At 60.3% G+C, this 13,080-nt stretch carries 13 protein-coding genes; 6 read left to right on the plus strand and 7 right to left on the minus strand.

The window, feature by feature from the left end; genetic code table 11:
* Positions 1-60 precede the first annotated feature (60 nt).
* The 3 genes from uvrD to CFE47_RS20370 all read left to right on the plus strand — a co-directional run bounded on the left by uvrD (position 61) and on the right by CFE47_RS20370 (position 3,850).
* Positions 61-2,244: a DNA helicase II gene (gene uvrD / locus CFE47_RS20360; RefSeq protein ID WP_185709569.1), complete on the plus strand. Its 2,184-nt coding sequence runs from the start codon at positions 61-63 to the stop codon at positions 2,242-2,244.
* 189 nt (positions 2,245-2,433) lie between these two features.
* Positions 2,434-3,306 carry a Tim44 domain-containing protein gene (locus CFE47_RS20365; protein WP_286839848.1) on the plus strand — a complete coding sequence of 291 codons (873 nt, stop codon included), beginning with the start codon at positions 2,434-2,436 and terminating at the stop codon, positions 3,304-3,306.
* Positions 3,307-3,442: 136 nt separating this feature from the next.
* Complete coding sequence (locus CFE47_RS20370) at positions 3,443-3,850, plus strand: SMI1/KNR4 family protein (RefSeq protein ID WP_010207624.1); 408 nt, start codon at positions 3,443-3,445, stop codon at positions 3,848-3,850.
* Positions 3,851-3,930: 80 nt separating this feature from the next.
* Here the strand turns inward: CFE47_RS20370 and CFE47_RS20375 are convergent, their stop codons facing one another.
* Positions 3,931-5,694, minus strand: a complete 1,764-nt coding sequence (locus CFE47_RS20375) for a cation:proton antiporter (RefSeq protein WP_286839851.1) — start codon at positions 5,692-5,694, stop codon at positions 3,931-3,933.
* 291 nt (positions 5,695-5,985) lie between these two features.
* Between CFE47_RS20375 and CFE47_RS20380 the strand changes: the two genes are divergently transcribed.
* Entirely contained in the window at positions 5,986-6,462 is a 477-nt protein-coding gene (locus CFE47_RS20380) for an acyl-CoA thioesterase (protein WP_017739034.1), read from the plus strand.
* A gap of 141 nt (positions 6,463-6,603) precedes the next feature.
* On the opposite strand, the gene pdxY is transcribed toward CFE47_RS20380, so the two are convergent.
* Entirely contained in the window at positions 6,604-7,476 is an 873-nt protein-coding gene (gene pdxY, locus CFE47_RS20385; protein WP_185709572.1) for a pyridoxal kinase PdxY, read from the minus strand.
* A gap of 117 nt (positions 7,477-7,593) precedes the next feature.
* Between pdxY and CFE47_RS20390 the strand changes: the two genes are divergently transcribed.
* On the plus strand, positions 7,594-7,989 hold the full coding sequence (locus CFE47_RS20390) for a DUF3301 domain-containing protein (protein WP_176994529.1): 396 nt from the start codon (positions 7,594-7,596) through the stop codon (positions 7,987-7,989).
* On the opposite strand, the gene CFE47_RS20395 is transcribed toward CFE47_RS20390, so the two are convergent.
* From CFE47_RS20395 to dksA, 4 genes are read right to left on the minus strand one after another with little or no spacing between them, the layout of a single operon-like run.
* On the minus strand, positions 7,983-8,945 hold the full coding sequence (locus tag CFE47_RS20395; protein ID WP_286839856.1) for a CobW family GTP-binding protein: 963 nt from the start codon (positions 8,943-8,945) through the stop codon (positions 7,983-7,985). The genes CFE47_RS20390 and CFE47_RS20395 overlap by 7 nt on opposite strands.
* Positions 8,946-8,988: 43 nt before the next feature.
* The gene (locus tag CFE47_RS20400; protein WP_286839857.1) at positions 8,989-9,633 is read right to left on the minus strand and encodes a DUF1826 domain-containing protein; all 645 of its coding nucleotides are present in this window, start codon (positions 9,631-9,633) and stop codon (positions 8,989-8,991) included.
* A complete protein-coding gene (zigA, locus tag CFE47_RS20405) occupies positions 9,633-10,841 on the minus strand; it encodes a zinc metallochaperone GTPase ZigA (protein ID WP_286839860.1) in 1,209 nt (402 codons plus the stop codon). The genes CFE47_RS20400 and zigA overlap by 1 nt, the downstream gene beginning before the upstream one ends.
* Before the next feature lie 27 nt (positions 10,842-10,868).
* Positions 10,869-11,273: an RNA polymerase-binding protein DksA gene (gene dksA / locus CFE47_RS20410; protein ID WP_286839863.1), complete on the minus strand. Its 405-nt coding sequence runs from the start codon at positions 11,271-11,273 to the stop codon at positions 10,869-10,871.
* Positions 11,274-11,400: 127 nt separating this feature from the next.
* Between dksA and CFE47_RS20415 the strand changes: the two genes are divergently transcribed.
* Positions 11,401-11,769: a glutamine synthetase gene (locus tag CFE47_RS20415; RefSeq protein ID WP_185709578.1), complete on the plus strand. Its 369-nt coding sequence runs from the start codon at positions 11,401-11,403 to the stop codon at positions 11,767-11,769.
* Here CFE47_RS20415 and CFE47_RS20420 read toward each other — a convergent pair.
* On the minus strand, positions 11,766-12,968 hold the full coding sequence (locus tag CFE47_RS20420) for an N-acetylmuramoyl-L-alanine amidase (RefSeq protein WP_286839866.1): 1,203 nt from the start codon (positions 12,966-12,968) through the stop codon (positions 11,766-11,768). The genes CFE47_RS20415 and CFE47_RS20420 overlap by 4 nt on opposite strands.
* Between the last annotated feature and the right edge of the window lie 112 nt (positions 12,969-13,080).

A 13,080-nucleotide genomic window follows, 5' to 3' on the forward strand; every position in this document is an offset into this window, starting at 1 on the left:
TCCGTCGACCAAGCGGTATTGGTGTTTGCCCCACTCCCCCGAGGGCCATAGAATGCGCCGATGCGCGATGATCTCTCCCTTCTGCTGAACTCCCTCAACGATGCCCAACGCCAGGCCGTAGCCGCCCCCGTTGGCCGTCAGTTGGTCCTGGCCGGTGCTGGCTCCGGCAAAACCCGAGTGCTGGTGCACCGTATCGCCTGGTTGATCCAGGTCGAAAACGCGTCCCCGCACTCCATCCTGTCGGTGACGTTCACCAACAAGGCCGCTGCCGAGATGCGCCATCGCATCGAGCAGTTGATGGGCATCAGCCCGGCCGGCATGTGGGTGGGCACCTTCCACGGCCTGGCGCACCGCCTGTTGCGAGCGCACTGGCAGGAAGCGGGCCTCGCCCAGACCTTCCAGATTCTCGACAGCGACGACCAGCAACGCCTGGTCAAGCGGGTGATCCGCGAGCTGGGTCTCGACGAACAACGTTGGCCCGCACGCCAGGCCCAATGGTTCATCAACGGCCAGAAAGACGAAGGCCTGCGCCCACAGCATATCCAGGCCAGCGGTGATCTGTTCCTGGCCACCATGCGCAGTATTTATGAAGCCTACGAGGCCGCCTGCGTTCGCGCCGGTGTGATCGACTTCTCCGAGCTGCTGCTGCGCGCCCTCGACCTTTGGCGAGACAACCCAGGTTTGCTGGCCCATTACCAGAAACGCTTCCGGCACATCCTGGTGGACGAGTTCCAAGACACCAACGCCGTGCAGTACGCCTGGTTGCGCCTACTGGCCAAGGGCGGCGACAGCTTGATGGTGGTGGGCGACGACGACCAGTCGATCTACGGCTGGCGTGGCGCGAAAATCGAAAACATCTACCAGTATTCCGAAGACTTCCCGGACGCGGTCACCATCCGCCTGGAGCAGAACTATCGCTCCACTGCCGGCATCCTCAAGGCCGCCAACGCCTTGATCGCCAACAACACCGGGCGCCTGGGCAAAGAGCTGTGGACCGACGGCGGCGAAGGCGAAGCGATCAACCTGTACGCCGCGTTCAACGAGCACGATGAAGCGCGCTACGTGGTGGAAACCATCGAAAGCGCCCTGAAAACCGGCCTGGCACGCAGCGATATCGCGATTCTGTACCGTTCCAACGCCCAATCACGAGTGCTGGAAGAAGCCCTGCTGCGCGAACGCATCCCGTACCGCATCTACGGCGGCCAGCGCTTCTTCGAGCGTGCGGAAATCAAGAACGCCATGGCCTACCTGCGCTTGCTGGAAGGCCGTGGCAACGATGCGGCGCTGGAGCGTGTGATCAACATCCCGGCCCGCGGCATCGGCGAAAAAACCGTCGAAGCCATCCGCGACCATGCGCGCCATGCCGATGTGTCGATGTGGGAAGCCATGCGCTTGCTCATCGCCAATAAAGGCCTGACCGGTCGTGCGGCCGGCGCCCTGGGCGTGTTTGTCGAGCTGATCGAGAATCTGGCTGCCAAATGCGCGGAAATGCCCCTGCACCTGATGACCCAAACGGTGATCGAGCAGTCCGGATTGATCGCTTATCACGAAGCGGAAAAAGGCGAGAAAGGCCAGGCCCGGGTAGAAAACCTTGAGGAACTGGTCAGCGCCGCCCGTGCATTCGAAAACACCGAGGAAGACGAAGAGCTGACCCCGCTCGCCGCGTTCCTTGGCCATGCGTCGCTGGAAGCCGGCGATACCCAGGCCGACGAGCATGAAGACAGCATTCAGCTGATGACCTTGCACAGCGCCAAGGGCCTGGAGTTTCCGTATGTGTTCTTGGTAGGCATGGAAGAAGGCCTGTTCCCCCACAAGATGAGCCTGGAAGAACCCGGCCGCCTTGAGGAAGAGCGCCGCCTGGCCTACGTAGGCATTACACGGGCGATGCAGAACCTGGTGATGACCTACGCCGAGACCCGACGCCTGTACGGCAGCGAGACCTACAACAAGGTGTCGCGCTTCGTACGGGAAGTGCCGAAGGGGCTGATCCAGGAAGTGCGCCTGTCCAACAGCGTCAGCCGCCCGTTCGGCGGTGGCCAGCAGCAGAGCGCCAGCAGCCTGTTTGCCGGCTCGGAGATTCCGGAAACCCAGTTCAGCCTTGGCCAGCAGGTCAAGCATGCGATCTTTGGCGAAGGGGTTATCCTCAACTTCGAAGGCGCCGGTGCCCAGGCACGGGTGCAGGTGAACTTCGCCGAAGGCAGCAAGTGGCTGATGATGGGCTACGCCAAGCTCGAAGCCGTCTGAAACATTTCCCAACATGAAGCTTTTCGGCCCGCCCTTGTTTTTAACGAGTGCGGGCCAATATCTGTAATAAGTCCTACAGACCATTCTGAATCGGTCTTACGCAAAAGCCCGAAACATTATGCCGCTAGCCACTGCCACTACACCTGTGCAACATGGCGCGCGTGCAATCCACAAATGGGAATTCCCTTTATGAAACGTTTTCTTAGCATCGCCATGGCGTTGTGCATCGGCCTGACGATGAGCATCGACGCCAACGCCAAACGCTTTGGTGGCGGCAAAAGTTCGGGTGCAGCACCGACTCACCAGACCAGCCAAATGGCTCCCTCCGCCGGCGGTATGGGCGGTGCAGCCGCAACCGCAGGCGCAGCCGGTGCTGCTGGCGCCGCAGCCAAGGCCGGCGGTGCTTCGCGCTGGTTGGGCCCTCTGGCCGGTATCGCGGCCGGCGGCCTGCTCGCTTCCATGTTCATGGGCGGCGGCTTCCAGGGCATGCAGATCTTCGACATCCTGATCATGGCGGTCATCGCCTTTGTGATCTTCCGCTTTATCGCCGCCCGTCGCCGCAAGCAGCAGGAGCACCTGGCTCCAGCCGGCGCGCCGATGCAGCGTGAAGTGTTCGAGCAAAAGCCAGCCATGGGTTCGATCTTCGGTGGTGGTTCGCCTGCAGCTGCACCCCGCCCGGTGATCAACGCACCGGCGTGGTTCAACGAAGAGCGTTTCGTCGAAGCGGCCCGCAGCCACTTCCAGTCTCTGCAGCAGCACTGGGACGCGAACGAAATGGACAAGATCGCCGAGTTCGTGACCCCGCAACTGCTGGAGTTCCTCAAGCGCGAACGCGCTGAACTGGGTGACGCATTCCAGTCGACCTACATCGACGACCTGCGCGTGCAGCTGGAAGGTGTGGATGATCGCGCCGACAAGACCATCGCCACCCTGACCTTCAGCGGTGTGTCGAAGACTTCGCGCTTCGACCAGGGCGAAGTGTTCAGCGAGAGCTGGAACATGGAACGTCCGCAAGGCGAGAACCAGCCTTGGCTGGTCGCCGGTATCCGCCAGAACAGCTGATACATGCACGTTTGAGCCACTGGTAATAAAAACCCCGGACATGTTCCGGGGTTTTCTATTTCACGGTTGCACTTATAGCGAGCTACTGTATAAAACGCCCCTATAAACCGCGCCATCTAGCAAGAGGATCCCGGCCGTGGAAGAAATCATCGAACAATTGCGTGAAGCCAACGAACCGGTCCCGGTTCCTCTGGAACTGCCTGACGAAGACCTGCTGGTGGAAATCGAGGAACAGCTGTTCATCGACATCCCGTTTGTCTTCCGTGAATTCCTGCTGACCGTCAGCGACGTGGTCTACGGCAGCCTGGAGCCAGTGACCGTCACTGACCCGCAATCCCACACCTACCTGCCGGACGTTGCCGCCAACGCCTGGGACGCCGGTGTCGACCGCAGCCTGATCCCAATCTGCCAGGACGGCGACGACTACTACTGCGTTGAAGAAGACGGCACCGTGGTGCTGTGGTCTGGCGAAGAAGAAATCGTCACCGAGGAAACCTGGGAATCAGTGTGGCACTGGGCGCGGGACGTCTGGCTGGAAAGCTGATAGCCGGTGAGCACGCTTGTGTAGTGAGCGAGCTCGCCTCGCGCCGGGCTGCGAAGCAGCCCCAATCCAGGCAACACACCCTAGTGCTCCGCCGTATCCTTATGGTTATCCAGCGTCTCCAGCAAGGCGACCTGCATCCGCGTATGCACGCGGATGAACCAGCGCCAGAGCACGGCCGCCACCGCCGCCGTGACCACGGCGATCAATACCAGCAACTTGTTGGTCGGCAGAATACTGGCCGACAAGGCTGCCAATAGCAGGAAGATCACCAGCAGCGACAGGATCGGGATCAACTCCGCGATCACCCGTCGTACCCGCTGGGTATGCCGCCCGGCCATCTCCGGCTTCACGCTCATCTCAGCCAGCAGCATCGACAACGCCTTGAGCTTGCGATACGCCGCAATCAGGAACGGCAGCGACAGCAACAACGCCCCGCCCCAGATCAACGCCTTCTGCCAGCTTGGATCGCTGACCCAGCCCTCCAGGTAACCACCAATGCGCGCCGCAAAAAAACTGCCAGAGAAGAAGATCGCCACCACCAACGCCAGGTTCACCCCCACTTGCAGGATGATCTTGCGGATCATCGACGCCAGCATCGCGCCCTCGCCCTGCGGCTGAATGCTGCGCAGCCATTCGCCATACATGCCGAATACGCGGCTCATACGCTTGGGCATCACCGCCGCAATCTTCAACGACAACGGGTCGGCGCCGCGAATCAGGTAAGGGGTCAACAACGTGGTGATCGCCGATACCGCCACCGCCACCGGGTAAAGGAAGTCGCTTGTCACCTGCAGGGTCATCCCCAGCGCCGCGATGATGAAGGAAAACTCACCAATCTGTGACAGCCCCATGCCCACGCGCAGTGAGGTACGGCCGTCATTGCCGGCGATAAACGCGCCCAGGCCGCAGGACAACATCTTGCCCAACACCACCGCCACGGTGATCACCGCAATCGGCCAGGCGTATTGCAGCAGGATCTGCGGGTCGATCATCAGGCCGATTGCCACAAAGAAGATCGCGCTGAACATGTCGCGAACGGGCTCGATCAGGCGCTCGATCTTAATCAATTGGCGGGATTCGGCCATGATCGCGCCAATCAGGAAGGCGCCCAGCACCATGCTGTATTCCAACTTGACCACCAGCAGGCAGAAGCCGAAACACAGGCCGAGTACGGTAATCAGCAGCATCTCGTTGCTTTCGAACTTGGCCACGTAGGCCAGCAGGCGCGGTACCAGCAAAATGCCGATCACCAGCGCAACGATCATGAACAGCGAAAGCTTGCCGACCGTGGAAAACACCTCGCCGGAGCTGACCGTACCACTGACGGCGATGCTCGACAGCAAGGCGATAATGCCGATACCCAGGATGTCTTCCACGATCAACACGCCGAAAATCAGCTGCGCGAAGCGTTGGTTCTTCATCTTCAAGTCGTTGAGGGCCTTGACGATGATGGTGGTGGAGGAAATGGCCAGAATCGCGCCGAGGAACAGCGAGTCCATGGTGTTCCAGTCGAACCAGCGCCCGATCTCGTAGCCGATCCAGATCATCAGGATGATCTCCAGGAACGCCGCGATAAACGCCGTAGCGCCGACCTTGAACAGTTTGCGCAGGCTGAACTCCAGGCCCAGGCAAAACATCAGGAAGATCACCCCCAGCTCGGCGAGGGTCTTGATGGTGTCTTCGTCGTGGATCAGGCCGAACGGCGGGGTGTGCGGGCCGATGATAAAGCCGGCGACGATGTAGCCCAGCACCACCGGCTGTTTGAGGCGGTGAAACAGGATGGTGACAACCCCTGCCACCAACATGATCACGGCCAAGTCCTGGATAAAGCTGATGGCGTGCATGGCGAGGGGCTCCTTGAGGGTACTGGCGCTTTTCCCACTTCCACGCGCACCTTTAAACGGTCGCAAAATGCGGAAGGAAAAGTCTGCCTAAATCGTAAGAAATGCCCTGAGATGGGCTTTTGCAGGTTAACACCGCGACTTCCAGCAGAAAGCCGGTGCAATATATGGAAACAGATCGGCGCAGGCGTGACGGCAAGCCGCCTACCGGCGTCCCGTTAAGGAAGGCGCAGCAAAGATTCCAGCACCCGCAGAGGTGCCCCCCAACCAATGCCTACAACCCGTGAGTGTGCTATGGAACCCGGAAACGCCCAGCTGTCGATGACGGTGCTGATGACCCCTGATATGGCCAACTTCTCTGGCAATGTCCACGGCGGCACCCTGCTCAAGTACCTCGACGAAGTGGCCTACGCCTGTGCGAGCCGTTATGCCGGTCGCTACGTAGTGACATTGTCCGTGGACCAGGTGATTTTTCGCGAGCCGATTCACGTGGGTGAGCTGGTGACCTTCCTCGCATCGGTCAACTACACCGGCAATACCTCGATGGAGGTGGGCATCAAGGTGGTGACCGAGAACATCCGCGAGCGTTCGGTACGTCATACCAATAGTTGCTTCTTCACCATGGTAGCCGTGGACGACCAGCGTAAACCCGCCGCCGTACCGCCGTTGCAGCCGCATAACAGTGAAGACAAGCGCCGCTTTGTGCAGGCCCAGCAGCGTCGGCAGATTCGCCAGGAGCTGGAGAAACGGTATCAGGAAATCAAAGGCTGAAGCGCCGTAAATCTAAATCTGTAAACCCAATCAAAATGTGGGAGCGGGCTTGCTCGCGAATGCAGTGTGTCAGTCAACTCATTCGGGTCTGACACACCGTATTCGCGAGCAAGCCCGCTCCCACATTTTTGATTTGTGGAATTACAGACCGATCGGCGTGGCTTCAAAGCGCACACGCGGATGCGCAATACGATCCTGAGCCCGCACCAACTCAAGCTCGTAACTGGCACACGCCTGAGTCTCCAGCAGCACTTCATGCACCGCCGCAGCGGTGAACTCGAAGGCCGCCACCAGGCTGTCGCCCAACAACACCCGCGCCAGGAACAGCCCGGATGTCAGGTCGCCCACCCCTACCGGCTGACGCGGGAACGCCAGCAACGGTCGGCGCAAATGCCAGCTGCCGTCGGCGGTCACCAGCAGCATCTCGAAACCATCCGGCAATTTGCCCGGGTAATCCAAATGCTTGACCAACACGGCCTTCGGCCCGCGAGCCAGCAACGCCTTGGCCATGGCCAAGCAGTCGAACAATGATTGCGGCTTGCGCCCGGCGAAACTGTCCAACTCCAGTTGGTTGGGGCACAGGAAGTCAGCCATCGCGGCGGCTTCATCCAGCAGGAAGTCACTGACTTCCTGAGGCACGATGCAGCCCTTTTCCGGGTGCCCCATCACCGGATCACACAGGTATAGCGCCTTGGGGTTCATGGCCTTGATACGCGCCACACCGGTGAGAATCGCTCGACCTTGGTCGGCACTGCCCAGGTAACCGGACAGTACCGCGTCGCAGTTGCCCAGTTCGCCAATCGCAGCAATACCTTCCACCAGCGCCGGAATCTGCTGCGGCGCCAGCACTTCTCCGGCCCACTGGCCATACTGAGTGTGGTTGGAAAACTGCACCGTGTTCAGCGGCCATACGTTCACCCCGACGCGTTGCATGGGAAATACGGCGGCGCTGTTCCCGGCGTGGCCAAAGACCACATGAGACTGGATCGCAAGCAGATGAGGTGTGCGTTTCATGCAGGGGATTTCCGTAAAACCAATGAAATTCTGGCCGCGCAGTATGCGACTAAACGCAGCCTGTACGACAGGCCGGCGACACAGTTAAGCTGCTCTCACTTTGTTGGAGTTTTTCGCATGCTGACCCTGGGAAACATCTTCGTGTTGATGCTGCTGGCCACCGGTGCTGCCTGGGTGTGGCACAACCACGGCCTGCGCGAGCGAGCACTGGAGCGGGTCAAGCAACATTGCGCCAAGCTCGACATCGAGCTGCTGGACGGCGCGGTGGCGCTCAAGCGCATCGGTTTTGTGAAGGATGCCAATGGTCGGCGGCGCCTGGCACGCATCTACAACTTCGAATTCACCGTGACCGGCGAAGCTCGCCACCCGGGGACTATCACCCAATTCGGTGCTCACAGCGCGCAGATCGAACTGGCGCCCTACCCGTTCGAGATCAAGACCCCGCTGCCCAGCGCCGAAGTGATTGAGCTAAGCCAGTGGCGCCAGGACCACGCCACCAAGAATCGTCACTGACGACAGGCTGCCAATGCAGCCTGCAACGCGGCCACGTCCTGTGGTGCGCTGAAGATCAATTCGACACGAGAGTCACGGCGCCATTCGCTGGGTTGCCAGGCGAGCGGGCTGTTATCCACAGCGTTGGCCGAAACCCAGCCTTCGACGCTGTGGATAACCAGCTTGGCGCGGCGCCACTCAAGGCGTGTGAGCCAGTCATGCACGCGCGGGAGGTCAAATTGCTGGCTTGGGTGCCAGCGCCAGCCAACACTCCAGCCGCCTTCTTGCGCCTGACTCAAACAGATGGGCAGCGTGGGATCGCTCCAGATCGCCGGCATTTGCGCGAGCCCCTTGGGCACGTCGAAGTTATCCATAGCCGCTCCCGCGCGTGCACTCAAACCGGGCAACTGCTGCAGAGGCAATTGCGCCTGGCGGGTCCAATAAAGCGGGCAATCGGGTAATTGCCGCTCGACAGCATGGCGTTGTGCGCCATCCAACGTTTCATCCTTGTTCAAGACCAACAGCCCGGCGCTGGCCAGCGCCTCCTGCTGGGCTTGGGGCAACCGTTTACCCGCCGCCAACGCCTGGGCATCCAGCACCATCACGCATGGCTGTACGGCCAGCACCTGCTGCCACGGAGCTTCTCGCAACTGTTTGAGCAACTGCGCCGGATGGCCGAGACCCGAAGGCTCGATAAACAGCCGATCCGGCTTGGCCTTACGCAGCAGGCGACCCAGGCCTACCTGGAATGGCGCCCCATTCACACAACACAGACAGCCACCGGCCACTTCACCCAAGGCAATGCCATCGTCGTCCTGGGTCAGCAGCGCCGCGTCCAAGCCGATTTGCCCGAACTCGTTGATCAACACCGCCCAGCGCTCATTGGCCGGACGTTGGGCGAGCAGGTGCTTGATCAGGCTGGTCTTGCCGGCGCCCAAGGGTCCGGCAATCACGTGGGTGGGAATATTCTGCAACATGGAGGCATTATTCAGACCGATTAGAACGCTTGATCCTACGCGGTTATGCGAGCCAATCCAGTGTCAGGATCAAGCGGCGTTCATCGGCCTTGAGCGCCGGTGAGCGGTGGATCAGGCCATGGCCTTCGTTGCCGTGCCACTTGGTGCCCTTGAGCAAGGCGACTTCGCCGCAGTGGATCTGTTCGATACGCTCGCTGGGTTCAGCGTCCGGCTGGCTCAGTTTGCGGCGGTCCATCACGCCTTCGCGCAACCACTGGCTGCCGATCCCGGCGTAGGTGGTGATCAGTCGCACCGGCACGTGATCGACGTGAAAACGCGGGCACATGGCCTTATCCAACAACCGCAGGCGCACGCCGATACGCTTTGCGCCAAGCAGGCAGGCAAATGCGCTGACCAGCCACGACACATCGGCGATAAAACCTTCATAACCTTCGAGGTCACGGCAACTGGACGCCAAACCCTGCAAGTTCGGCTCAGCGTCTTCAGTTTTGAGCTCAATGACCATCGAGTCGGCCAGCGGCTCGTTGAGCGCCACCAGCAGGGCGCCAAACTCGGCGATGTGCAGCGGCAACTGGCGCTGCCACACCGCAAGGTTTACGCCATCCTCAAGGATGTCGGACAGGGCCAGCGGGGTTTCACCAAACGTTTGGCGAATCACGGGGCGCAGGGCAATAACCGGGGCCAGCATCAGGCGGCTGCCTCCTCATACCAAGGGCCAAAGGGGTCGGCCAACAGGCGCCAACCTTCGACGCCCAGGGCCATTTCTTCATCGTTGAGCAAGCAGGCATCCAGTTCGGCACGCATGCGGGTGAAGTCGATGTTCTGCCCGATAAACACCAGTTCCTGACGGCAATCACCGGTGCTCAGTTGCCAATTGCCCATGATGGCTGCGATGTTTTCTTCGTCCTGGGGCCACTGGTTTTTGGGCACAAACCGCCACCAGCGTCCGGCAAAGCCATGGCGCATGAGGCCACCGGCCTGGGACCAGCTGCCTGCATCCTGATGTTTGCTGGCCAGCCAGAAAAAGCCCTTGGAACGCAGCAGTTTGCCGTTGACCCAGGGCCGATCGATAAAGTCGAAGAAGCGCTGGGGATGGAATGGACGCCGTGCGCGATAAGCGGTGGAAGCGATGCCGTACTCCTCGGTTTCCGGCACATGTTCACCGCGCAATTCCTGCAACCAGCCCGGCGCTTGGGCGGCGCGTTCGAAGTCGAAACGGCCGGTGTTGAGGATCTTGTGCAACGGCACTTCGCCCATGACCATCGGGATGATTTCAGCCTGTGCGTTCAGGCGCTCAAGAATCGCCATCAGTTCTTCGCGTTCGCGGCTGCTGATCAAGTCGATCTTGCTGATCAGGATCACGTCGGCGAATTCGATCTGCTCGATGAGCAGGTCGGTGATCGAGCGTTCGTCTTCTTCGCCAAGGGTTTCACCCCGTGAGGCTAGGCTTTCGGCGGCCTGGTAGTCGAGCAGGAAGTTCATGCCATCGACCACGGTGACCATGGTGTCCAAGCGGGCGATGTCGGCCAGGCTTTGTTCGTTTTCATCGCGGAAGGTGAAGGTTTCGGCCACGGGCAACGGCTCGGAAATACCGGTGGATTCGATCAACAGGTAATCGAAACGACCTTCCTTGGCGAGTTTTCCTACTTCAAGCAGCAGGTCTTCACGCAAGGTGCAGCAGATGCAGCCGTTGCTCATCTCCACCAGTTTTTCTTCGGAGCGGTTGAGGGTGACGTCGCGCTGGACCTCGCTGCCATCGATGTTGATTTCGCTCATGTCGTTGACGATCACCGCAACTCGCAGGTTTTCGCGGTTACGCAGGACATAGTTGAGCAGCGTGCTTTTACCGGCGCCGAGAAAACCGGACAACACAGTAACGGGGAGACGATTGGGCATCAGGTATTCCTCATCAGGGTTGGCCGGTCAAATCGCCCGTTTATGGCGTTCGCGCAGCTCTTGGCGTTCTTTGGCTTCGATACACAGGGTGGCGGTGGGGCGTAGCAGCAGGCGTTGCAGGCCAATGGGCTCGCCGGTCTCGCGGCACCAGCCGTATTCACCGCGGGCCAGCAGTTCAAGGGCGTCGTCGATCTTGTCCAACAGCTTTTTTTCCCGCTCCAGCAGGCGCAGTTGCCATTGACGCTGTTCTTCGGCACTGCCGACATCCGCCGGGTCGCTGTTGGTTTCCTGCTCGCGCAGCACCAGGAATTCAGCTTCGATACGCGCTTGCAGCTCGTGGCGCTGAGTCAGCAGCAGTTCGCGGAAGAAGCCTTGCTGGGCTTCATTCATGTAGTCAGCGGCCGGTTGGGCCAGCAGGTCTTGTTCAGTCATGGGGAGCGGTTCACGGGTCAGGCTGTGCTTTTATGTTATAGTATAACAATGCAAATAAGCCAATCCCCCCTTGATCCTCTCGACGAAGGGCGCAATGCTTGAGCACCCTCCCGCCCCGAGACCCCCTATGAAATACCTGGTGTGCGCCCTCTTATTAACGGCGGCAGTACCGGCCTGCGCCCAAGTACCGAGCCTGCTGGCCAACTGCACGCGCAGCGCCAACCTGCTGGCGTGCGTAGACCCACTGGGCAATGCCTACAGCGTGGCGACGCAAGGCAGCACCACGTATTTGCGCGGCTTCGAGGTGATCGGCAAACGCTATTGGGCACAGACCAACAGCCGCTATGGGCAGCTGACGTTCTTTACCGGGTTGGCGTCGGATGGTGAGGCGTGGGTGGGCTACACGCGGCGTGTGGGCTGGACCACGATCAACCGGTTTTCCAGTTCCGGTGGGGCCAGCGCCAAATTCACGTGCAGCCGTATTACTGGCTGTTAGACCTGGCTGTTCTTCTGTTCCTGCACCCACGCCATGTAGCTGTTCATGGGTGGGTTCTTCTGGAAGTATTTTTTCAGCCCCTCGAACAAGCCATCCGCGACGGCCTGTTGATGGCGCGCCGTCACCAGCCGCTGGGCGTCGCGGGTGTTGGAAATAAACCCGGTCTCCACCAGGATCGACGGCACATCCGGTGACTTGAGCACCGCGAACCCGGCCTGTTCCACACGCTTCTGATGCAGGGTGGTAATGCCCTCCAGACTGCCCAGGATCGAGCTGCCCAATTGCAGGCTGGAGGCGATGGTGGCGTTCATCGACATGTCGAGAATCACCCCGGCCAGCATTGGATCCTTGTCCTTGAGATTAAGCAGCGTGGTGGCCCCCAGCAGGTCGGCACCGTTTTCACGCTGCGCCATGAAGCGTGCCGTGGCAGAGGTCGCGCCGCCTTCAGACAGCGCATACACCGACGCCCCCGAAGCGGTGAGCCGTGGCGCGGCATCTGCGTGCACCGAGATGAACATATCGGCCTTGTGCTGACGGGCGATGTCCACGCGTTTGCGCAGCGGCACGAAGAAGTCGTCATTGCGCACCAACTTCACGTCAAAGCCCTTCTCGCGCTTCAAACGTTTGGCCAACAGCTGAGCGATCGACAGCACCACGTCTTTTTCGCGCTGGCCCTTGGAACCGATGGCGCCTGGGTCTTTGCCGCCGTGGCCGGGGTCGACCACCACGATGATGTCGCGCTTGGGATGTGCCTTGTCTACCAATGGCTTGGGTTCAGCCGCAATCTGGCGAGGCGCCTGGGTGGCACTGGTCAGGTCAAGCACCAGGCGATGGCCCTGGCCATCCTGGGGTGGCAATAGAAAGCTGTTGAGCTGCATCGGCGCGGCCAGGTCCAGCACGATGCGCGTGTCGCCCTTGCCGAAATGCCCCGAGCGGATCGAGGTGATGCCGCTGTTCTTCAACGCCAACTGAGAGAAGTCACCGCTGAGGCCAGCGCCGCTCAGGTCGATGATCAGGCGCTCCGGTGCGGTGAGGGAAAAGGTCTTGTATTGCACCGGACCGCTGAGGTCGAACACCAGGCGCAGCTTGTCGTCCGAGCGCCACAGGCGCGCATTGCTGATCTGCGTGGCATTCACCGCAAAGGGCAATGTGAATAGCGGGCTGGCCAGAAGCAGGTTAAGGAGCTGACGTCTGTGCATGACAAATACCGCAAATAAAGGAGCGTCCCTGCTCGACATGACTGAAAAAAGGCGGGTGCAGAAAAACCATCGTAGAGACAATAGTTATACTATAACATGTCTTTTTATTTCC

Source organism: Pseudomonas sp. PGPPP1 (assembly GCF_002255865.1).
GTDB lineage: Bacteria > Pseudomonadota > Gammaproteobacteria > Pseudomonadales > Pseudomonadaceae > Aquipseudomonas > Aquipseudomonas cremoris.